General features: G+C 51.3%; 19 protein-coding genes and 1 pseudogene. 2 read left to right on the top strand and 18 right to left on the bottom strand.

What is annotated here, in order from left to right:
• Positions 1-1,506 (top strand): rod shape-determining protein RodA, encoded by a 1,506-nt coding sequence (gene rodA, locus HMPREF0636_RS06055; protein ID WP_044169147.1) that lies wholly within the window; start codon positions 1-3, stop codon positions 1,504-1,506.
• Positions 1,507-1,977: 471 nt separating this feature from the next.
• Here the strand turns inward: rodA and HMPREF0636_RS06050 are convergent, their stop codons facing one another.
• From HMPREF0636_RS06050 to HMPREF0636_RS05975, 16 genes are all read right to left on the bottom strand, one after another.
• Positions 1,978-2,466: a S24/S26 family peptidase gene (locus tag HMPREF0636_RS06050; protein ID WP_044169145.1), complete on the bottom strand. Its 489-nt coding sequence runs from the start codon at positions 2,464-2,466 to the stop codon at positions 1,978-1,980.
• A gap of 3 nt (positions 2,467-2,469) precedes the next feature.
• Positions 2,470-3,351, bottom strand: a complete 882-nt coding sequence (locus HMPREF0636_RS06045; protein WP_044169144.1) for a hypothetical protein — start codon at positions 3,349-3,351, stop codon at positions 2,470-2,472.
• A 14-nt stretch (positions 3,352-3,365) separates the two neighbouring features.
• On the bottom strand, positions 3,366-4,343 hold the full coding sequence (locus HMPREF0636_RS06040) for a glycosyltransferase family 2 protein (protein ID WP_052328773.1): 978 nt from the start codon (positions 4,341-4,343) through the stop codon (positions 3,366-3,368).
• Positions 4,344-4,403: 60 nt separating this feature from the next.
• Positions 4,404-6,791 carry a GumC family protein gene (locus HMPREF0636_RS06035; RefSeq protein ID WP_044169143.1) on the bottom strand — a complete coding sequence of 796 codons (2,388 nt, stop codon included), beginning with the start codon at positions 6,789-6,791 and terminating at the stop codon, positions 4,404-4,406.
• A 4-nt stretch (positions 6,792-6,795) separates the two neighbouring features.
• On the bottom strand, positions 6,796-7,680 hold the full coding sequence (locus HMPREF0636_RS06030; RefSeq protein ID WP_044169214.1) for a polysaccharide biosynthesis/export family protein: 885 nt from the start codon (positions 7,678-7,680) through the stop codon (positions 6,796-6,798).
• 19 nt (positions 7,681-7,699) lie between these two features.
• Entirely contained in the window at positions 7,700-8,296 is a 597-nt protein-coding gene (locus HMPREF0636_RS06025; RefSeq protein WP_044169141.1) for a sugar transferase, read from the bottom strand.
• A gap of 16 nt (positions 8,297-8,312) precedes the next feature.
• Positions 8,313-9,431 carry a glycosyltransferase gene (locus HMPREF0636_RS06020; protein ID WP_044169140.1) on the bottom strand — a complete coding sequence of 373 codons (1,119 nt, stop codon included), beginning with the start codon at positions 9,429-9,431 and terminating at the stop codon, positions 8,313-8,315.
• A 405-nt stretch (positions 9,432-9,836) separates the two neighbouring features.
• Positions 9,837-10,955, bottom strand: coding sequence for a glycosyltransferase family 4 protein (locus HMPREF0636_RS06015; protein WP_044169138.1), 1,119 nt, complete (start codon positions 10,953-10,955; stop codon positions 9,837-9,839).
• A 28-nt stretch (positions 10,956-10,983) separates the two neighbouring features.
• A complete protein-coding gene (locus HMPREF0636_RS06010; protein ID WP_044169136.1) occupies positions 10,984-12,108 on the bottom strand; it encodes a glycosyltransferase family 4 protein in 1,125 nt (374 codons plus the stop codon).
• 5 nt (positions 12,109-12,113) lie between these two features.
• Positions 12,114-13,370: a hypothetical protein gene (locus HMPREF0636_RS06005; RefSeq protein WP_044169134.1), complete on the bottom strand. Its 1,257-nt coding sequence runs from the start codon at positions 13,368-13,370 to the stop codon at positions 12,114-12,116.
• Positions 13,371-13,373: 3 nt separating this feature from the next.
• Positions 13,374-14,375, bottom strand: a complete 1,002-nt coding sequence (locus HMPREF0636_RS06000) for a glycosyltransferase family 2 protein (RefSeq protein ID WP_044169132.1) — start codon at positions 14,373-14,375, stop codon at positions 13,374-13,376.
• Positions 14,368-15,246, bottom strand: coding sequence for a beta-1,6-N-acetylglucosaminyltransferase (locus HMPREF0636_RS05995; protein ID WP_052328772.1), 879 nt, complete (start codon positions 15,244-15,246; stop codon positions 14,368-14,370). Before HMPREF0636_RS05995 ends, HMPREF0636_RS06000 begins: the two co-directional genes overlap by 8 nt.
• Before the next feature lie 251 nt (positions 15,247-15,497).
• Entirely contained in the window at positions 15,498-16,778 is a 1,281-nt protein-coding gene (locus tag HMPREF0636_RS05990; RefSeq protein WP_052328771.1) for an OmpA family protein, read from the bottom strand.
• A 264-nt stretch (positions 16,779-17,042) separates the two neighbouring features.
• Positions 17,043-17,870, bottom strand: a complete 828-nt coding sequence (gene rnc / locus HMPREF0636_RS05985) for a ribonuclease III (RefSeq protein WP_044169130.1) — start codon at positions 17,868-17,870, stop codon at positions 17,043-17,045.
• An 86-nt stretch (positions 17,871-17,956) separates the two neighbouring features.
• Positions 17,957-19,213 (bottom strand): beta-ketoacyl-ACP synthase II, encoded by a 1,257-nt coding sequence (fabF, locus tag HMPREF0636_RS05980; protein WP_044169129.1) that lies wholly within the window; start codon positions 19,211-19,213, stop codon positions 17,957-17,959.
• 34 nt (positions 19,214-19,247) lie between these two features.
• Positions 19,248-19,487, bottom strand: coding sequence for an acyl carrier protein (locus tag HMPREF0636_RS05975; protein WP_005468435.1), 240 nt, complete (start codon positions 19,485-19,487; stop codon positions 19,248-19,250).
• A 167-nt stretch (positions 19,488-19,654) separates the two neighbouring features.
• Here HMPREF0636_RS05975 and purN point away from each other — a divergent pair, with 167 nt between their 5' ends.
• Entirely contained in the window at positions 19,655-20,224 is a 570-nt protein-coding gene (gene purN, locus HMPREF0636_RS05970) for a phosphoribosylglycinamide formyltransferase (RefSeq protein ID WP_044169127.1), read from the top strand.
• Between the two features lie 24 nt (positions 20,225-20,248).
• Here the strand turns inward: purN and HMPREF0636_RS05965 are convergent.
• Positions 20,249-21,508: pseudogene (locus HMPREF0636_RS05965) on the bottom strand (malic enzyme-like NAD(P)-binding protein); the annotation flags it as partial.
• A 281-nt stretch (positions 21,509-21,789) separates the two neighbouring features.
• Positions 21,790-22,359, bottom strand: coding sequence for an aminoacyl-tRNA hydrolase (gene pth / locus HMPREF0636_RS05960; protein WP_044169124.1), 570 nt, complete (start codon positions 22,357-22,359; stop codon positions 21,790-21,792).
• Positions 22,360-22,404 lie beyond the last annotated feature (45 nt).

Here is a 22,404-nt window from a genome sequence, read left to right as displayed (position 1 = left end):
ATGCAGACTTCGTCTCCTGGACTTCTCCGTTCTCTTGACTGGATAACGATCATGATGTACTTCATCTTGATCTGTTTTGGCTGGCTATCGATCTGTGGAGCTTCGTACAACTTTGAGACCGAGGAGCTCCTTACTCCAGGAGGTCGTCCGATGATGCAACTCCTTTGGATGGGGTTGGGCGTGCTCATCGGCTTCATTGTGCTGACGCTTGATACGGATGTGTATGAGGTTGGCGCTCCGCTCTTCTATGGGGCTATGATGGTGCTTCTGATGGTCACGATTGTCATTGCCCCAGATATCAAAGGCTCTCGTTCGTGGCTGGTGCTTGGTCCTGTGCGCTTGCAGCCTGCAGAGTTTGCGAAGGTTGCCACTGCGCTCACTCTGGCATGGCTCTTCAATCAGTATGAGTTTACCATCAAATCCACACGTAGCTACCTAAAGATATTCGGGATCATCTTCCTCCCCATAGGGCTGATCCTCCTACAGCAGGAGACGGGTTCGGCATTGGTTTTCCTTGCACTTTTCTTAGCCCTTTTTCGTGAAGGCTTCTCTGGACTCTTCATGGGACTGAGTGCAGCTGCAGCGATCTACTTCATTGGGGCGCTCATCCTCGAGGATACGCTGTGGTGGGGAGAGACAGATGCTGACCTCTTCTTCGTCTGTAACTGTATCCTTGTCTTCACGATAGCCCTCTATGCCACCTATGCCCATAGCACAAGGGAGCGTAGGAGATACCTGAAGTATGTCATCCTCTCCATTGTCGGCGTATATGCGCTGGCCGCTCTGGTGAGTGCCTTTGTGCGGTTTGATTGGTCGTACATTGCCCTAGGGCTCGTGTTGCTCTTGGTCTCCGCTCTCCTCTACCTTGCCGTGAAGGAATACCTACTTCGCTATCTGATGATGGCACTCTTTGCCCTTGCTTCGTTGGGCTTTTTCTTCTCTGTGAGCTATGTCTTCAACGACATCCTCCAGCCTCACCAGCAGGTACGTATCAAGATTGCCCTTGGGATCGAGAGTGACATCCGAGGGAAGGGCTATAATGTAGACCAATCGAAAATTGCCATCGGCTCTGGAGGCTTTACAGGGAAGGGATTTCTGAAGGGTACGCAGACGAAGCTTAACTATGTCCCAGAGCAAGAGACGGACTTCATTTTCTGTACCGTAGGGGAAGAATTGGGTTTTGTTGGTGCCGCTGGGCTAGTGCTTTTCTATGGAATCTTTATCCTAAGGATTGTGACGCTTGCCGAGCGACAAGTCTCAACGTTTGGACGTGTCTATGGCTACTGTGTCGCCTCGATTTTCCTTTTCCACCTCTTCATCAATGTTGGGATGGTGCTAGGGCTTGTGCCTGTGATTGGTATTCCTTTGCCCTTCTTTAGTTACGGAGGGTCATCGCTCTGGGGTTTCACGTTCCTGCTGTTCATCCTGCTGGGTATTGATGCTCGCCGTGGGCATCAGTCACGTGCTTCGAGGCTGTCGTCTAGCCTTTCCTCTCCACATAGATAGCTCGGCTTTCCGTTGCCGTCGCCGTCTCTCTGCATATCCCACCATTGCAGAGAGGCTGTTGTTGTATCTTAGATCTACTGCACTTCCCTCTTCTTGCTAGTTTTGTAATTTGTTGGTAGAGAGTTAGGTATAACTCCTCAGGTACCCTGTTTCAACGAGTTGCCATAACTCGTTAAGACGACTTACCATAACTCGTTGTAACGACTTACTGTAACTCTCCGACGCGAGTTACTATAACTCATTGTAGCGACTTATGGTAACTCGTCACCACCATGCTTAAACACCCATAGATAGGAGGTTTTTTGAAGGGAGAGGGAGGGGGAGCAAAACTTACTCATCTTCATTACCAGAATTTCCAGTATAAGAAGGATAAGATGAGTGTATCGAGGCATATAAAAAGGAAGGTCGCACCAAGCATGGTACGACCAAGAGATATAGAAGGGAAGGGTGTGTGTATTGCGAAGAGGAGACTTAAAGGCCCCAGCGTAGGAGCGTACGACGATAGAGCGCAAGGCAGATACGACGGATGAGGTCGTTCTTTGGCCAAAGATGCTCGTAGCGCCACCAGAGCCTTGACCCCAATTCGATGAGGTGTTTGCCACGCTGTACAGCTGTCGCCTCTGCTAGGACTTGGTCAGGAGTACAGCGTTCTCTCTGATAGGGGTTCCCATCCCCCCGTAGGGTGATACGTCGCCCCTCGATATGCTCTACTCGGTGTAGGACATAGCCACGAGGTATACGTACGAGCAGGAGCCTCCCCTCTTGGAGGGAGTCTGGTGTGAGGGCAGAGAGGAAGATGACATCCTTGGTGCTCCGTACGAGTGGGAGCATGCTGGAGCCTTTCGCACGTATCTTGACACGCTTGCCGGAGTTCACACGTGCAAGGATTTCATGAAAGAAGACATCACTATCTACTGTCATCGTGGACTGCTTGCCGTCCTTCTCGATAAGCCCAGCCATAGATTACTTCTCTAGGAGCTGGCGTGTGAGGGCTACAGCCCCCTCATTGGGCTCACAATCCAAGCGATAGACTGGGATAAGCTCCAGTATATCCGCTACGGTGTCGAACATCGCTAGATGTCTTACCTTATCTGAATGCAAGAAGGCCGAGGAGGAGTATATAGCATCGAAGCTATCCCGACCACGAAGCCGTGTGAGCTTGTTCTCCGGAGCCTGATACAGGTAGACGAAGGCCTTAACACGTGCCGACTCATTCTTGTAGCAGGGGGTACTTCCACTCCATGGGCAACCATAGACGCGTACTTCTCCATCCTCGAGGACGCGGACTATGGGTTCGTCATCGTTAAGCAGTGTGGCACCAGGTACGTACTTTCTCCAGAGGCGACTGTGGGTGCTTTTGCCTGTACCGCTTACGCCGAGGAATAGTAGAGCCTCGCCATTGAGTACTGTGACGGAGGCATGCATCTTCAGCATGCGATACGGAGCGATAGCCACACCATAGGCAATCATGATGAGGCGGTTAATAAAGATTGCAGCCGAAGGATCGTCCAGGAGGACGTCTGAGGAGATGGTTCGCCAGTCTTGGTCTACATAAAGCGCATGGTGCCGACGATTGATCGTAAGCTCTAGGAGCAGCTGCCGATCATCGGTGTGGTAAACCTGAGCACGTACCCCTTCGGAGAGCTTGTCCTCAAGTAGGGCTATGCGCTTCTTGCTATCGAGGTCTATCCCACCAGAGAACTGAAAGAGAGGCTCACACCCGTCTGGTAGAGAGGGAACACGAAAAGGCTCATAGCTCGGTAGCAATGTCGCCGTCACCTCTGCCGAAGGCGTATGGAGCACGATATATTCAGTGGCAATACAATATATGAGTTGTTCGTCCATTGTTTTTTGTCTGGCTACCTAGGAAATATCCTCTTGAGCCTGAGGAAAAGGCTCGGTGTATAGATGAAGAGGAGTGCGCGCACCTTGCCCGCAAATGATGAAGGCAGGAGCGGCTTACCACGTAGCGCTTTCGTATAGGGAAGTAGTAGAGGGAGAAGACGAGGGCAGGCAGCACGATTACGCTCCGCCCAAAGAGTAAAGACCATGAGGCGCTCCAAAAGGGCTTGGTAAAGGTAGGGTAAGAGCTTGGGGGAAGTCTGCCTGAGATCAGGCTGGAGGTCTAGCAGATTCTCAAAGAGATAGACGAGCTTTTCATCCCAATACTCTGTTGAGCTACCCCTGCGACCTATGCGGTAGTAATAGCCTACCTCTGCCATGTAATGGTAATAGCCTGAGCGAGTGAGTGCCGAGAAGACAAAGGGAGTGTCTTCGTAAATTCTCCCCTCAGGGAAGCGGAGATCTCCGGCAAGCTCTGTGCGGAAGATTTTTGCCCAAGGCATACCGATGGGACCTTTCATCCGAGCAAAGAGTTCTAAAACCTTCTCGGCATTATTCGTCTCTTCCTGCCCAAGGATGGGGAAGACCTCCTCCTCAAGTCCTCGCACCTCAGCATAGCCAAACTCCAAGACGCCCACCTCGGGATGTGCCTGCATATATGCCAAGCCTCGTCCCAAGATCTCTGGGGCTAACCAGTCATCAGCATCAACGAACGTGAAGTACTTCCCCTTAGCTTCGGAGAGAGCCACATTCCTCGCTACCGATTGCCCAGCATTCGGCTGATGGATGACTCGGATATGAGGCTCACGTACCTGCCAAGCATCACACATCGCCCCAGAGCCATCTGTAGAGCCATCGTCCACGAGTAGCAGCTCCAGCTCCGAGACCCCAGCACGGAGTATCGAGGAGATGCACTCATCGAGCCAAGGAGCTACATTGTAGACGGGTACAATGAAGGTGAGTAAAGGCTCATAGGGAAGCACAGCGTGCGTCATAAAGCGAAAGTTAGTCTTGACGTTGGTGGCTTGAGCTGTCCAAGGACTTATACTGCGACCTTATTTCTTTAGTCCTAAGCGGTATAGGATACCTTTTTTCTTCTTGTTGCCATATCCATAGCCGTATCCGTAGCCATACCCATAGCCGTATCCATATCCATACCCATGGCCTCCGTCACTGGCACCATTGAGTACGATGGACATATTGCGTAGGATCTCGTTGTCGTATAGGCGTTGTAGCTCTGGGAGAGCACGCTTATCGAGGCGAGCGGCACGGAGGACAAAGATGGTAAGATCCGCTATACGGTTGGCAATAGCTGCGTCAGCAACGCTACCGAAGGGTACGTTGTCAAAGATGACGAAGTCAAAGCGGTCCGAGAGCTCTTGGGCGAGGTCATCTAGTCGGTGTCCAAGGAGGAGCTCTGCTGGATTGGGAGGTATGGCACCGGCAGGGACAATGGCGAGCTTCGAGAAGTTAGGATCCTTGTGGATGATCTTCTCTACTGGCATAGCCTTGTCTATGAGATACTCCGTCACACCCTGACCTGCTACGTGTGCTCTGCGAGAGAGAGTCCCTTTACGTAGGTCAAGGTCCACAACGACCACGGTGCTACCAGAGAAGGTAAGTGTCTTCGCCAAATTATAGGACACGTAAGACTTCCCTGCCGACTCTCCAAAGGAGGTGAAGATAATCTTCTTTGAAGGGGTGTCACCGCTACCAATCATGAAGCGTAGGTTCTCACGTAGTACACGGAATGATTCAGAGGTCTCATCTGAGCCTTGCTCACGAGCTCCACGGGGCTGCTTGCGTCCTGGTGCATCTTCCTTGGGTATGTCTCCAAGGAAGGGGATGGTCAGTCGATCGAGGATGTCCTTGCGGGTACGTACCTTGTTGTCAGCCAGGAGGCGAATAATCAGACCAATAGTCGGTAGAGCAAGACCGATGAGGATCGCTAGAAGGACGGTACGCGTCTTGTTGGGACTTACAGGGGGAGCTGGAGCATCATTCATGTCGAGGATGTAAGCACTATCCTGCGTCATGGCTTGCATGAGGGCGTACTCCTCTCTCTTGTTCAGTAGCTCTGTATAGAGACGCTCACGGATGGCAATCTTTCGGTCAATCTCTGCCTTCTCTCTTCCCTTGTTTGATACGTCAGGTAGCTGGGAGAGGAGGGAGGATTGTGTGCCCTGAGCATCCTTGAGGCGGACACGAAGGACATTCGCATACTGATTGAGGCTGGAGATAGCATTCTGTCGGATCTGTGCTAGGCCTCGGTCGTACTCGGCTATCACAGGGTTCTCTGTGCTTCCCTCAGATGCTTTGACAAGGCGATCTCGGTCGCCCTTGAGCTGATTATATTTTGCGATGTAGCCGTCTAGATTAGGATCAGAGACCCCGATATTCAGAGGCATGTACTCGGTCTGTTTCTGTGGGCTACTGAGGTTAGAGAGCATGAAGGAGACGAGCTTTAGCTGGGTCTCAATTTCCATCGCCTGCACTTCGTAGTCTACGGATCGAGTATTGTAACGTCCCATCTTCGCATCGAAGTCAAGGGTACGATTCGTTACAAGGAAGCTCTCCATTTCGTTCTCAACGATCCCGAGTTCCTTGCTGAGGACTGCGATACGTTCGTTTACGAAGTTTGCCGTATTTACGGAAATCTGGCTGCGCATCTCTACCTCCTCTTGGTTGTAGGCTGCCACCTGTGCCGTGAGGATGTCCAGGGCGCGCTGCTTCGTACGATCCTGTAGTGAGAGCATGAGTGTCGAGGACTTCTCTTGAGGCTGGGAGATGGCGACAGCATTCTGGTAGTAGCGAGCAGTCCCTACGAGAGGATGGCGGATAACGTTGATGGTCTTATGCTCCCAAGGAGAATTGAAGTTTGAGCGAGGCTCGATGATGAAACGGTCAGGTCCAAACTGGACGGGTACGTTTAGGGGGACATCTTGAGCCTTCGAAGAGCCTTGTGGCAGGACGGAGACATGTCCAGCATCTTTAAACCGCACTTCGTAGCTAGCTACCTTCTCTAGGCTATCTAGGAAGCGCATAGAGAATGGAGCAGCTGTATAGAGCTCTAGAGTACGAAGCCCTGACTGCACCTGGTAGTACACGTTGGCATTAACCGTCTTAACGGCACGTTCCAAGACTCGGCGGGAAGACATTTGCATCTTCTCGTTGTCCATGTTGAGGCGGAAGCTACGCATGTACCTAAGCACATCTGCATCCATCATAGAGCGTTGGGAAGCATCCTTGATGAAGACCTTGACGGAGGCCTCATAGATATAAGGTTGCTTTGCTGTACGATAGAGGGCAAAGGCAACGACAATACCTACACAGATGACATAGAGGTACCAGAAGCGTAGGAGGTAAAAGAAAATATCTACGAGGTTTACCTCAAGCCCCTTCTCCGCTGGCTGGGTAGAGGTTGTTTCTTGGGTATTGGCCATAGGATTACTTCTTATTGAATAGTCCAACGAGGGCGATGGCTGTGACTACTGTCGACATAGCTGTCGTCAGGTAAGCCACTGTTGAGAGGATCTTGCTCTCGGTATCCTTCTTTCGGTACTTATACTCTGCGTAGACGATGTCGTTCTGTTGCAGGTAGAAGGCTGGTGACTCGAAGATATTCTTTGAGAGCATGTCCAGGCGATAATAGACATACTCACTCCCTACACGCCGTATAACGTTTACTCGTTCAAAGTCTGCCTGCTCAGAGAGCCCCCCAGACTTAGATAATAGCTCTAAGATGTTGGTCTTTGGATCATCCAGAAGGAAAGAGCCTCGGTCGGTTATCTTCCCTGCAGATCCGTTAGAACCTAGAGCCTCAAAGGCGCCGAGGAGGTAGACTCTCAGGTTATCGAACTTGGTGACCACATGGGCATCCATTAGGTACTTGCCAGAGACCAGCCGTGTGCGGATTAGCTCGCTGACCTGCTCAAGGGTGAGACCCTTCACCTGAAGTGTACCCAGCACCGGGAACTGGATGTTTCCCTCAGCGTCTACGAGATAGGAATGCTGTGCATCGGGGGATACAGGAGCATTCACCCCATCTGGGAGAGATACCGACGAGGTTACGGCAGTGGTTGTAGTCGCCACTGTAGAGCCCTTGGCATTGAACGGGAGCGTGAGCTCTGGGTTTCTGAGGCTGGTGACAATGATGCCGAGCTTGTCTCCCTTTTGGATTACAATCCCAGCATCATACTTGACCCCATAGACCTTAGCGACCTCGATGTCCCGTAGGTAGTTGGTGCGCTTGGCCGAATCACACGAGGATAGTGAAATGAGGGCTAGGGTGCTGAGGACAAAACCCGTAACGTGAAGTATCTTCTTTCTCATCGAAGTATATCGTTTCATCTTAGAATTTCTTACCAAATATAATGGAAAAGGCTGTGAGGAAGATGATCTTAATGTCAAACCACAGCGAGTAATTATCGAGGTACTCCAGATCTAGACGCAGACGCTCGAGCATCTTATCCATAGTATCTGTGTAGCCGTTGTATAGGGTAGCATAGGAGAACAGCCCTGGACGTAGGGCATAGAGACGGGCGTAGTCAGGGTTACGCTGCATAATCTGGTCGATGAAGAACTTCCGTTCAGGTCGAGGTCCCACGAAGGCCATCTCACCCTTGACTACATTCCAGAGCTGGGGGAACTCATCGAGGTGATGCGCACGGATGAATGCCCCGATCTTCGTCAGCCGACTATCGTTATCCTGATAGAGCTGAGGCGTACCATCTCCCTCGGCATCCATCCGCATCGAGCGGAACTTATACAGCGTAAAGGGTTTACCCTTGTAGCCGATACGCTCCTGGCGGAAGATGACATCTCCCTCTGGCTCTTCACGGCGAATGAGGATCGCAATGATGGCAATAATGGGGGAAAAGAAGATCAGCGAACCAAGGGCTAGCCAAAAGTCAAATGTTCGCTTAATCACACGCTCAATCGTATTCATTCTCTATATGCAGTCTTTAGTTGCTTAGCAGGTTAGCGTAAATCTCGATGAGGTTATTGATCATCTCATCTTTAGTAAACACGTCATAGAAGCGACGGCGAGCACCCCGACTGTACTGTTCCCACAGGGTGGGGTCTTCGCATATTGTGCGTATAGCCGAGGCCATAGCTTCGCTGTCCTCTATGGGGACATTCAGCCCCGACTCGCCGTCAGTGTTTACCCAAGAGACACCTGACTCAGGGATCTTCGTGGCGATCACGGGGCGAGCTAGTGACATCGCCTCCACAAGAACAATAGCGTATGCCTCTGTCTTGAGTATAGAGCTGAGGCAGAAGACATCGCATGCTCCGAAGTAGGCGGGTTTGAGTTTGCTTGGGATGAAGCCTAGGAGCTTCACACGATCCACGAGTCCGAGCTCTCGGATCCGCTTCTCGAGCTCTGCTCTTAGGGGGCCATCGCCTCCGATGAGCAGTACGTACTCTTCCCCAAGGAGGCTCATGGTCTCTATGAGGTGATGGTATCCCTTGTAGGGGACAAGCCTCCCCATATTGAAGATAATCTTCTTGCCAGGGTAGGTGGCACGAATTGCCTCTATTTCATCCGCGAGCCAGGGGTAAGGATCTACGCCAATAGGGAGGAAATTTACCTTGTCCTGTACCTCTCGGAGGAAGGGCGACTCAGAGACATACACTGGGGTTGTCCCGAGGATGAGATCGGCACGACGTATCAGCCATCGTTGCAGGGGCAGGAAGAGTCTCAAGAGGTGCTTCTGCTTGAGGATATCGCTGTGCCAATGTAGCACAACCTTCCCCTTATAGCCCGAGAGCCTCAGGGCAAGTGTTGCCATGGGGTCTGGGTGATGGATATGGATGAGGTCGTAGCGATGGCAGATCCGTCTCAGACGAAGGATCATCTCTGGTGAGATCATCGTCGCTGCAGCCTTCATGAGCGTATTGGTACGCATGATACGAGACTGCTCGGAGAGGATGACGTCGTCTACCTCTCCGTCGTGAGAGGCACAAAGCATATCGCAGGAGTAGCCTCGTTCATCGAGACCCTCCGTGAATATCATCATCACCTTCTCTACGCCCCCTCGTATGGGGTAGAACTTCCCTAGCTGTAGAATCCTTGTCATACTCGATTCCGTTGTCACATCAAATCACACACTACCTCCATGAGCCAACCGAGGATCATGTTTTCGGGGGAAGGAGAGTGAGTGATACGCACTTTTGAGACTATAAAATTACGTCTAATTCCTAACACTATACTACTGACGTATTTACCTTGTTCACTTTATGGTGTTTTTTGCCTCCCTTCGCTCCCGTTTTTTACTCCCCTAGGATGGTATGAAATAGTAGTAATTAAGACGAGGAGGAGGTGCTGAGGGAACGTGCCGAGAGGTACTGAGGGAAACGAGGAAGAGGTATCGGGGGTACCTAGAGAGAGGTATCCTCAGTACCTCTAGAGAGGGAGCAAATTAAGTGATGATAATGATAATAGGAAATGATAGGCCGCGAGTAGAGGGAGAGGGGCTAGGCTACTAACTTAGGAGTAGTGTGAAGAGCTCCTGCCAGTCCAGTGCTAGAGGGGGAGCTGTCGGACGTATGGGATTGGGGTGGAAAAGCTCGGGGTCTCGCTGGATCGCTCGCTCCATCATACTGGCGAGCGCCTCTGCATTGTCTATGTCAAAGTAAGCCACTTGCCTTGCGCTAGCAGAGGTCTCATGTGCATAAGGCTGGTTAGCCAAGAGCATAGGACGATCATAGGGCATGAACTCAGAGATGGGGAGCCCCCACGTCTCAACCCGAGAAGGGAAGACCAAGCAGTCGGTGCGAGCATATAATGCTTGTAGGTCTGTGGGAGCCTGGAATCCTGCGAAGCGGAGGCTTGCTACGCCTCCCCAGTTTTCCCTGAGCCATCTTGCGTATTTATTCTCTTCCCCAGAGAGGGTGAAGATGGTCTCGAAGGTGCCTTTGCCGAGCTTGTTCTCAAGGATTTGTGAGGCAGAGGCGAGGAGCTCAAAGTTCTTATGTACGTCGGGGGTAGAGGCAAAGAGGAAGGTAAAGGGCTTTGCCTCTCCTTGGGTGGTTTGCCCTTCTGCTTGTTGAGGGGGAGAGGACTTGCGTGGGGGAGGGGCGACAATGAACTTTGCTTCATTGATCCCAAACATGCGACTGAACCCCTCCCTGAGCCAGCGTTGCTGTACTACGAGGTAGCGATTGCGGTGTATCCCGATGCGGTAGGCGAACTTTGTGAGCATCGTAAACAGCGGAATCTTCGGGTCGAAGCTGAAATCCCTAAGCCTCCACTTCATGAAGGGGAAGGAGGTCTGGCAATAGACTGCCTGGCGGAGAGCCTTCACACGAGGCGTGGTATCGTGCAGGGAGAGCCATAGCTCCGTCCCTTCCCCCAGCTCCTGCGAGATCTTGCCCATGGTGTGGTATTCGCACCAAAGTCGCTTGAGCCAGCTATCGGCAGCCCACGGGAGCTCAATGTATTGGATCGAGGGGTAATAGGCTAGCTCTCTGCGATGGACGAGTGCTACGACTTCATATCCTGCCTTGGGTGCCCACTCTGAGAGAAATGAGAGGCACTGCCTGAGGATGGTCAGTGTCCCACCCTTGCGTAGGTTTACAGCAGAGATTACTATTCGCTTCATGATTTTACGTGTAAACAAGCTATGAGGTCTAGAAAAGACCTTGGAAGAGCTCTTGCCACTGTTGCATCACCACATCTACCTGATACCGCTCAGAGGCGTGACGGGCAGCCCCTCCCATCCTACGGCGCATCGGCTCGTCTGCCATCAGCTTCTTGAGCGAAGATAAAAAACGCTCTTCGTCCCCAACTTCTACGAGGAAGCCATCTACACCATCGGTGATCACATCCCTAGGGCCGCAAGGGCAAGCAAATGAGACAATCGGTAGCCCCATCTGCTGTGCCTCTAGCAGCACCATGGGTAGACCCTCGTAGCGGGAGGTCATCACGTAGACGGAGGATGTGCGGTAGACCTCCTGCATCTGATGGGTTGGTTTCTCCAGTGTCACGGAGCTAGAGAGTCCAAGCTTCTCCACAAGAGCTGTTAGCTCCCCTCGAAGTTTTCCATCACCGAAAATATCGAGGTGCCAGTCTGGGAAGTCTGGGGCTACCTTGGCCCAGAGATGGAGTAGGAGCTCAAAGTTCTTCTGAAAGTCATACCGCCCTGCAGCAATTACACGGTGCGTAGAGCAATCCGAGGGGGAGTCTGTTGTAAAGGGAAGAGAATTGGGGATGACGTGTATATTGGGTAGTGCCCCCCAATAGCTTCGATCCTCCTCCGTGAGGACAACGAAGCTATCATAGGGGCGTACGGTGCGTTCGTCGAGTTTCGTGCGCAGGAGGTCAACGAGTCGCCAGAGTCCCTTGCGCCCATATTGTAGGCGTTTGAGTTTGGAGAAGTGATATTCTAGTACCTTCCGACTCCCATCCTGGATACTGGGTAAGATATCGGCATCATCCCCAAACATCGAGACCACCACGTCTGCCCGTAACTCAAGGAGGAGAGCGGTGAGACGTTTCCGATGCAGTCGCTTCTTCCCTGGGTACGAACGAAGCTTTGAGAGGATGCCCTCATCATTGTTTTCATCGTAGTTGATCCCAAGGTCATACTGGGCTATTCCCTCTTGGAAAGGGAAAAAGGGAGCTTTGCCTCTCTGATCTGTCGTGATGATGGTGAGTTCGTGCCCAAGTGAGGCAAGGTAGTTTGCCTTACCCGAGAGCACCCGCTCCATACCTCCAGAGTTTGAGGTGGCAGGGATACAATAGGCGATCTTCATCCGAGCTAAGCCTTTGCTTGTTGAAGGATAAGGGCATCGTCCTCTGGACGTAGCCAAAACATGAAGGTGTAGATCATTAGGATGTCTGAGGAGACCTTCACCCAAACAATGAAGGTCATGGCAAGGAAGCCTAGGAACATCCAGCGATAAGGATAGTACTTCTTCCCTAGCACATAGGCATAGAAGACGAAGGAGAGCGCAAAGGTTACAAAACCAATCAGACCCGAGTAAAGAATCAAGCGACAGTAGCCAATATCGGTACCTTGAGAGAATGTACCATATATCCCTGTCCCGATGATCCACCCCTGGGTATCGGTAGGCCACTTCCACATGGTTTGTAGAACTTCCGTTGAACTGGTAGTAAACTCCCCTCGCTCCACGAAGTTGAAGAAGCCCTCAAAGGCAAAGCGGAGCAGGTGGTAGTAGTAGGGATCAGTATTATAGAGGTAGATGAAGCCCCCTACTGCCAAGGCGGTTATCGAAGTGAAAATCAAGGCAACCTTACCTCGTGAGCGCTTGATGCTCCCAGTGAAAAGAGGGGAGTGAAGGATGTAGATTACCACCCCAACTACTGCACCGACAAAGGTTGTTCGTGCCACCATCGAGCCGATGGCAAGGATGATGAAGAAGGAGATAACGAGATAGGCTACATTGGGGGTCTTCTTTTTAAGATCTTCATCTATACATAGACAACCTGTAATCAAGACTAAGACGAGGGCAAAGCGTACCCCTGCAGGGTCTAGTGCTGTGCTGAAACAACGTAACCGATTGATATCGTCGAAGAAGTCTGTAGCAAAATAGGCTATAGAGTCCGCAAAAGCCTCGAAAGCGGGAACGTTGTCAATCAAGAGAGCGGAGATACACTGAAAGACTGACACTCCCGCTAAATAGTATGCGACGCGAGTGAAGGTGACTTTCCCATACTCCAGTCGCAGCATAGCCATAGCTGGGTACATACTGAAAACCCAAGTAAAGAAGGAGGTCAGGTAGTTGGCATAGCTATAGTCATCTGTACCATTGATGTCTACAGATACGAGATTAATGATTGAATATACTGCAGAGAAGGTAGCCCCACCCAGCATAAGAGCTGTGAAGGGGAGGCCTTTATTCTGACGCCAAGAATCGAAGAGGAACCAAGCTAGCCCGAGGGTGGCCAGCATCATCTTCGTATTGGGACCACTGAGCCAAGCGGTAAAAGAGAAGGAGTAATAGGAACAGTTAAATAATATCCCTATGAAGAGGATCTTGATGAGTTTCCACATAGACTAATGGTAAAGGAGCTTATAGAGACCCTTCATGATAACCTGTGCATATAAGGCGACGAACCAATACTGCCCACGAGCAGCCATCTGCTGGAGAAGCTTTGTGCGCCAAGGTGTCAAGTTGTTGAGCTGTATATAGGGGTGAGACTCTGGGTAAGTTATTCTCCAACGCTCGTAATCTGCTCTCCTGCCAGAGATGAGTAATGGGAGCTTGAGGTTCAACTTCATAAACTGCAGAAGCTCTAGGAGGGATGGGTTAGAAGATGTTTTCTCTAGGTATACTTCTAGCTCTCGGATGTTGGCATTTACCTCCTCCCAATGGGCATCACTATAGGAGTTCGTCAGTGAGCCATCATTACGGACATAGGTATAAAGCGGGCGGTGAATCATTGAGACTGTTTGCACTCGCTGTAGGAGCTTGCCCATGAGCATCATGTCTTCCCCCATATTCTTCCCCGGAAGAAAGCGAAGCGGTGTGGGCTGCTCCAGCACGGACCGCTTGATGAGGAAGAGCCAGAGATTCCAGCGCATCTGCCCCTTGCAACATTGCTCAAAGGCTTCATCTCCAGACTTTACCTCAGGTTGAACCATGCGTCTCTCTGAGTGTCCTTGTTTTAAGATCCATTCACATCCCGTAAGATCGGCGTCCTTCCAAATCGCCTCACGTACGAGTACCTCAATAGTATCTGGGGCAAGCTCATCGTCTGCATCGACAGAGTAGATATACTCTCCTGTCGCAGCATCTAGAGCCGTATTCCGTGCTACGGCTACACCCTTATTCTCCGTATGCCGAAGGAGTTTAACCTTTATCCCTAGCTGTTCAAGTTTGGGTGCCCTCTCTGCCACTAGCTCTGCTCCTCTATCGGGGCTACAGTCATCCACGAAGAGTAGCTCTAGATGGTGGTAGGTCTGGCTCAATAGGCTATTGATACAACTAGGGAGGGTGGCCTCGGCCTTATATATCGGAATAACCACTGATACCAGAGGTGTAGCTGGATTATCCATGTGCGTGCGAGAGCTTAAGTATTTCTTGGATGAAGTTCATGTCTCGTGTGTTAAACTTCCGAGCAAAGAGAAATTCGGACTCTTGGAGAAAGCGAAGGTCATCCCATGAGTAATCAATGAGTACTCCACCCTCGCGCCAAGCGATGGCTCGCATTGCTCCATAGCTCTCACTGGAGGGATCATAGAGCTTCTCCATGAAGGGGGTCCCCCAGATAAGTGTGGGGATGAAGAATTCGTCGGCAGCGAAGGTACCCTTGTAGCGAGCTAGTGTTTCCTCTTCCTTTGAGAGTAGGTAGCTAACTAGGCTGGGGGTGATACTTACCCATTGCCCTCCCTTATGAAAGTCAATATCTCTGTTAATCCATCCTCCCCTCAAGGTCTGAAGCCATACAAATAGGGTACGTAAGGTTTTCTTTAACGAGAAGAGCAAACCCCTTCCCCGGAAGGTGTGGGGAAATAGGTGGTAGCATCTGAGTCTCTGATTAATGAGTCTTGGGATGCTGGCTTGATGTAGGCCTACAAATTCCTTCCCTTTATGCTCTGTGAAGAACTGATGGATGTAATCTTGTGTCTTCAGTGGCAAATCGACCCCAGAGAGGAGATGAAAATAGGCATATTCCTTCCCTGAGGTATATGCCTCCTTGAAGAGAAGATATTCAGCCTTGATCATGCTCACATCTGCCCAATAAACCTTCACTCGATCCTTTAGGATGACTAGCCCCGCGTGCAGTGTTGATAGAAGAGGTAAATCTTTGACTCTTCCATCAAAGTGAATGTAAATGTCGTTGCGAGGATCATCAAGACCCTCTACTAAGAGCTTTAGTAGGTTTGGCTCATTGTGAGCAAGGATAAGATAGGCGTGTCGTATCATTATCGAGAATGATGGGGAGGCGCATCCTTATTGCGACAATAGGGTGCTACCACAGGGGTTGTGGTGGGGATAGACTTGTGGAAGGGTATGATTATAGGAAAATAGGACTCTTAGGTGCCCCTACGTAAATCAAAGACCTCCCTCATCCGCCGAACTATTGTATAGCCGTCGTGACAAGGGAGGTCTCCGATAAGTGTATGCCTCTAATTTATCACATAGTGATCTGAGGAAGAGGACAACCTAGGATGAGCTTACTCTGCGACCTTTGTCAGGACAGAGCGGCTACAACGTGGGTCATTGTAGTACATGTTGGCTACACCACCGAAGGAATCCTTAGTAAGCTGAGATTCAGATACACCGAATTCCTTAATCAGGCAGTCATAGACAACCTCTGCACGCTTACGAGCAAGGAAGATATTGCGCTTTACGCTACCTGTACCCTTATCAGCATACCCAGAGATTGAGTAAACCAGCTTGGGGTTGGCCTTAAGTGCATCAGCTAGGAAGCCAAGGTTCACACGATCCTTGTTGCTTAGTGTCCAGCGGTTGATTGGGAAGGTCACGAGCAGAGGCATTGTTGTAACCGTAGCCTCAGTAACAGGACGGTTAAGAGCTTCCTCTAGCTGCTTGCGGAGGTCTTCGTTCATGCGTTCAGCTTCGCCGAGACGGTTGCGGAGTCCTTCGAGGACGTTCTCATTTACACGGATTGTCGTAATCGTGCTACGATCCCATCCACGCTTGGGGAAGTTGTAGCTCACGCCTAGTGTAGCGGTAAGAAGACCTTCTCCGAAGCGACCTGAGCTAGGCTTGTACTGACCGGAGGCATCAATAGAGAAGTCTTCCTGGTCGAAGTGGTCACCAGTGTAAGCACCGCGGATGTCAAGGTTGATATCCCAAGCGCTATTGATGCGGAAGCGGTTGATAATACCGATGCTCCCTGTCACTTCATGAGAGTTACGTCCAGTAACAGAAGATGCCTCAAGGCTGGTAGCAAAACCAACGCCTAGATAAGGAATCAGTGAGTAGAAGCGTGTCTCATTGTAGCCACAGATCATCTGTGTTACGTTGAACATCACGTCACCATGGGCGTGGATATACTTCATGCTCGTTTCGAGAAGTTCGTAGCGATTAGCACCTTCTCCAACCCAAGCGTAGTGCTTCTTAGGCTCCTTTACGAAACCATAGTGCTTGTTCAAACCTCTGTTATAGCCAGAAAGACCCTTAATCTCATACCCGTTTGCGCCGAAGCGTACCCCAATACCTGGAGTAAACCACTTACCGAAGTACACCTCGAAGTTAGGGGTGATACGATCTAGGAACTTCATCTGCTTGTCGTGGTCACCGAAGTACATCTGTCCTCCGACACCAAGACCAAAAAACCAGTTACTGCTGAAGAGGTTGGTTTCTACCTTGTACTTATTCGCATCCTTAACCTCTACGGTGTAGACGGAATCAGTAGTCTCCTGTGCATGCAGAGCCTGACCTACGCATAGGCAAGCAAGTGCTACAACAAAAATCTTTTTTAACATCATATTCTTTTCCGTTATAGTTGTTCTTTTATGTAGTCTACTTCACGTTACCTGTTCCCTGAGTGGCAGGGGACACTCTCCCCTATACATTGTATGGCATACTCCTTTTGTAAGGTGGGTTTACAAAGATTAATCCTCATATGAGCAACCCTAATTATAATCCTCTTATATGGAGAGCTTATATGTCTCTCTGATACAGAGGGGAGACCATACGTGCTACAAAGATAATTGTTTTAATAACAACAACAAACCTGAGAGGGGCTTACGTCAATCTTTTTTTGCAGATGAAGACCTCTCTGTGCATAGGGCGGAGGGCTTGAGATCTTCGACTTTGAGCCCTAATTCCGAGGCTACAAGGGCATCTGCTTCACAGAGAGCAAGGAGGGCTCGATGTGCTGCATCCTGGTGAGCCTCCTTCTTATTTTGCCCACTACCGACACCTACCTTCTTCTCGTCTATGAAGACGGCACAGATGAATGCGGCTCCTGTCTTCTTGGGCTCTTGTAGCATCCTGAAGTCCAGTGCAAGGTGGTGTTTCTGTGTCCACTCTAGCAGGAGGGACTTGTAGTTGGTCATCTGCTCCCTTAGGCTTTGCTCCAGCTCAAGAAAGAGGGGGAGTACACGATGATGGACAAATTCCTCCGCTCGAGTATAGCCTCGGTCAAGGAAAATAGCTCCAATAAGTGCCTCAAGGGTATTACCATATATATCGGTGCTGCTATGACGTGCCTCTCGGCGTATCTGTAGCATCTTGTCTAGGCCCATACGTTGAGCTACGGCATTATTTACTGCTCGCTTGACGATTGTGCCTCTACGCTTACTCAGCTCACCCTCGTCCCATGCAGGGTAATGCAGATATAGATAGTGGCTCATCGCTGTAGCAAGCACGGAGTCTCCGAGGAACTCTAGTCGCTCATTGTTGAGCTTGAAGCCCGAAGCATCAGTCTTGCTCACTGAGCTGTGTCGAAAGGCTAGCTCATAGTAAGACATATCGTGTGGCTCAAATCCAAGAATCTCGACGAGATGGAATAAAGGCTCTTTGGACCGAAATCCAAAGAGCCTAGAGAGTGTGTTCTGAACGAGCCTTACAATCATGGATTCTAATCCCTCACTCCATACTTTGGTAGGAGGGTGTACTATTCGGTTATTGTCTGACTATCGTTCAGAGAGAGTAGTACTTGTTACTTGACGAACTTCTTGAAGATCACGCTCGCATTGTGCCCCCCGAACCCGAAGGTGTTAGAGAGCGCAGCCCGTATAGGACGGTGCTGTGCCTTGTTGAACGTGAAGTTCAGCTTGTAGTCGATCTCTGGGTCTTCATCGTCGCTGGCATGGTTGATCGTTGGAGGAACGGTATCCTCTGCAACAGCCTTGAGAGCGAACATTGCCTCAATTGCACCTGCAGCACCGAGGAGGTGACCTGTCATCGACTTCGTAGAGCTGATGTTTAGCTTGTAGGCTGCGCCACCAAAGACCTCCTTGATAGCCTTAGACTCAGATATGTCACCCACTGGTGTAGATGTGCCGTGGACGTTGATGTAGTCGATGTCCTCGGGGGATAGACCTGCATCCTCGAGTGCGTTGGTCATCACCAGCTTGGCACCTAGCCCATCGGGGTGAGTTGCCGTTAGGTGATAAGCATCTGCAGACAGACCTGTACCTACGAGTTCAGCGTAGATGTGTGCCCCACGTGATAGGGCATGCTCTAGCTCCTCGATGACGAGACATGCTGCACCCTCACCCATGACGAAGCCGTCACGTGAGGCACTGAAGGGGCGTGAAGCTCCCTCTGGATCATCGTTGCGTGTTGAGAGGGCGTTCATAGCGTTGAAGCCACCGACACCAGCTGCACAGATCGAAGCCTCTGCTCCACCGGCGATGATGACATCTGCCTTACCCAGACGTATGAGGTGGCAAGCATCAATGAGTGCATTCGTAGACGAAGCACAAGCGGATGCTGTCGAGTAGTTAGGGCCGTGGAAGCCATACTTCATCGATACATGACCTGCGGAGATATCCGAAATCATCTTAGGGATGAAGAAGGGGTTGAAGCGAGGGCCAGCCTCAGCATCATAGCCACGCACCTCTTCCTCGAAGGTACCGAGACCTCCAATACCAGAGGCGATGACTACGCCCACGCGGTTCTTATTGACCTTGTCAAGGTCTAGCTTGGAATCGGCGATACACTCTTCGGCTGCCACCATGGCAAACTGAGCATAGCGGTCTAGGCGGCGTGCCTCCTTACGGTCAATATACTTTGCTACGTCGAAGCCCTTGACTTCGCAAGCAAAGGTAGTCTTGAACTTTGAGGCATCGAAGAGCGTGATGGGACCTGCCCCGCTCTTACCCGCTACGACGGCCTCCCACGTCTCTTGGGCGGTATGCCCAAGAGGTGAGATAGCGCCTATTCCAGTGATGACGACTCTCTTGAGTTCCATCAGTCGAATCCTTTATCCTTTTAGGAGGGTGAGATTAGGCCTTCTTAGCCTTGATGTATTCGATTGCATCACCAACCGTCTTGATGCCCTGAGCATCCTGGTCGGGGATCTGAATGTCGAAGGTCTTTTCGAACTCCATGATGAGCTCTACGGTGTCAAGTGAATCTGCGCCGAGGTCGCTAGAGAAGTTTGCCTCTGGAGTTACTTCGCTTGCTTCGCAGTTGAGCTTTTCAACGATGATAGCTACTACCTTGTCTTGGATTTCTTGTGACATGTTCTTTTTCTCTTTAGCGTTATTATTATCTACGTTCGAATTGTTACCCTACCTTTGCACGTAAGAGGTGCATCGGCCTGTTGCTCTGTGTAGGGCGAAGGGGGAGGCGTGCCTCTCACCTGCACTGCACACATAGAGCAGAATTGTGCACAAAGATACGTAATTTTATGAAACAAATAGCAATACTTGCCTCGGGCAATGGTACGAACGCTGAGGCCATTACCCATTACCTGCGTGCCTCGGGGGAATCCAGGGTCTCCCTTATCATCACTAATCGCCCCGAGGCTGGAGTCGTAGAGAGGGCTCGGAGGCTAGGCATACCATGCCATGCGTTCACGAGTGCAGAGCTTCGGGAGGGAACTGCTCCCATTGCTCTGATGAAGGAGCATGGGATTGACCTCATTGTGCTGGCAGGCTACCTCTGTCTCATCACCCCTATATATATAATGGAGTACCCACAGCGCATCGTGAACATTCACCCGGCACTCCTCCCCAACTTCGGTGGTAAGGGTATGTACGGTGAGCATGTACATCGGGCGGTGCTGGCCTCGGGGGCAAAGTACAGCGGTATTACTATCCATCTCGTGGATGAGCATTATGACCATGGTCAGCACCTCTTGCAGGCTACATGCCCCGTGCTAGCAGGTGATACGCCCGAGACGCTAGCGGAGCGTATCCATGAGCTGGAGCATCGCTTCTTCCCCTCGACTATTGTGCAGTATCTCCGCTTCCTCTAGCACTCGCTACTGCAGCTGTGTCAAGAGGCGATGGCGGTAGGCGGCCCAGTCTGTGATCGTAGTGCGTGCTACCCCGCTCTCAATAGCTGCTCGAGCCACTGCGGAGGAGACCTCTACGATGAGGCGTCTATCCACAGGCTTGGGGATGAAGTAATCTGCCCCAAAGCTAAGCGTATCTAGACCATAGGCTTCCTTTACGTAGCTTGGCACAGCTTCACGAGCCAGCTCAGCGAGTGAGCGTGTAGCGGCTAGGAGCATCTCCTCGTTAATTGCTGTGGCGTGCGTGTCTAATGCCCCACGGAAGATGTAGGGGAAGGCAAGTACGTTATTGATTTGATTTGGATAGTCCGTTCGTCCCGTACCCATGAGGAGGTCGGGGCGGGCGGACTTTGCTTCTTCATAGGAGATCTCGGGCGTGGGGTTCGCCAGAGCAAAGATGATTGGGTGCTCAGCCATAGAGCGTACCATGTCGGGTGTCACGACACCGCCCTTGGAGAGACCGAGGAAGACATCCGCCCCTCGCATGGCCTCCTCGAGTGTCTTGATCTCGGTGTTGGATGAGGCAAAGGCTTGCTTGAGTTCCCCGAGGTCGGTACGATCGGTTGTGATTGCTCCTCGAGAGTCGAACATCAGGATATGCTCCCTGCGTACCCCGAGTGAGCAGTAGAGCCGAGCACATGAGAGGGCTGCTGCACCTGCGCCACTGACTACCACACGTACCTCTTCGATTCGTTTACCGGCTAGCTCTAGGGCGTTGAGTAGTCCTGCTCCCGAGACAATCGCTGTGCCGTGCTGGTCGTCATGCATGACTGGGATAGGAAGCTCTGCTTTAAGACGACGCTCGATCTCGAAGCATTCCGGGGCTTTGATGTCCTCTAGGTTGATAGCACCGAATGTAGGGGCAATGGCCTTGACCGTGCGGATGAAGGCCTCGGGGTCATTTTCGGCTACCTCGATATCGAATGCATCGATACCCGAATAGATCTTAAAGAGTAAGGCCTTCCCCTCCATGACGGGCTTGCTGGCATCGGCACCGATGTTGCCGAGCCCAAGCACAGCAGTGCCGTTGGAGATGACCGCCACGAGGTTCCCCTTGTTGGTGTAGCGGTATGCGTCGTGGGGTGTCTCGGCGATTGCTAGGCAGGGCTCTGCCACTCCAGGTGAATAGGCTAGAGAGAGGTCGTAGGGCGTGCTATGTGGCTTGGTGGGGACGACTTCGGTCTTCCCAGGCTTTCCCTCCTCGTGATAGCGGAGGGCAGCCTCTTTTGTTACTTGAATGGGCATAGGTATGGGGGTGTAAGAATGGGGTATATAAATCAAAAGAAAAGAGGGGGGTGGGGGAGAGATTCAGATCCCCAAGGATATGGTAAACGGGGCTTATACTCTAGTGGATTAAGCCTGCTGCGCTCACCCAAGGAAATCCTAGCATGGGTTTCGCTCTAAACCCATGCTAGGGTCTGCCGGGGAACCCTTGCAAGGACTTTGTTTGTACCCCTTGCAAGGGTTTCTTTCGGAGTGCATCATGGGTTTGTCTCCGTGAGGTCATGCCTCTAGATGGAGAGCCTTTAGGGGGCTGTAGCATTAAACTTATTCATCGCCGAGCTAATCCCCTCGAGGCAGAAGGCCACAGTGGCATCGACAGCATGCTCAACGAGCCTCGGTAGCTCGGCCTCCTCATCCGAGGTGAATCGCCCCAGCACATAGTCTATCTGTGCGCCCTGAGGGTAATCGTTCCCGATGCCGAAGCGTAAGCGAGGGTAGGCCTGAGAGCCTAGGAGCTGTGCGATGTTCTTCAGCCCATTGTGTCCCGCATCACTACCCTTAGACTTCAGACGGAGCGTGCCGAAGGGTAGTGCCAGATCATCCACGAGCACGAGGACGTGGTCAATAGTAATACGCTCGGTGCTCATCCAGTAGCGTACAGCTTCACCACTGAGGTTCATGTAGGTGGAGGGCTTCAAGAGGACGAGCTGGGCGTTCTTAATGCGTCCCGTAGCGACATCTCCATAGCGCTTGGTCTCGAAGCGTGTACCCATGCGCTCGGAGAGTGCGTCAGCGATGCGGAAGCCGATATTATGGCGTGTCGCTTCGTACTCCCGACCGATGTTGCCGAGACCTACGATGAGGTATTTCATATCCCTGTAGAGTATTTGGTTGTGAGAGGGTGGGTTAGCTTACCT

This window comes from Porphyromonas catoniae ATCC 51270 (genome assembly GCF_000565015.1).
In the GTDB taxonomy this organism is placed as follows: domain Bacteria; phylum Bacteroidota; class Bacteroidia; order Bacteroidales; family Porphyromonadaceae; genus Porphyromonas; species Porphyromonas catoniae.
The sequence above is the reverse complement of the archived record's forward strand: the minus strand, read 5'-3'. Positions and strand labels throughout refer to the sequence as shown.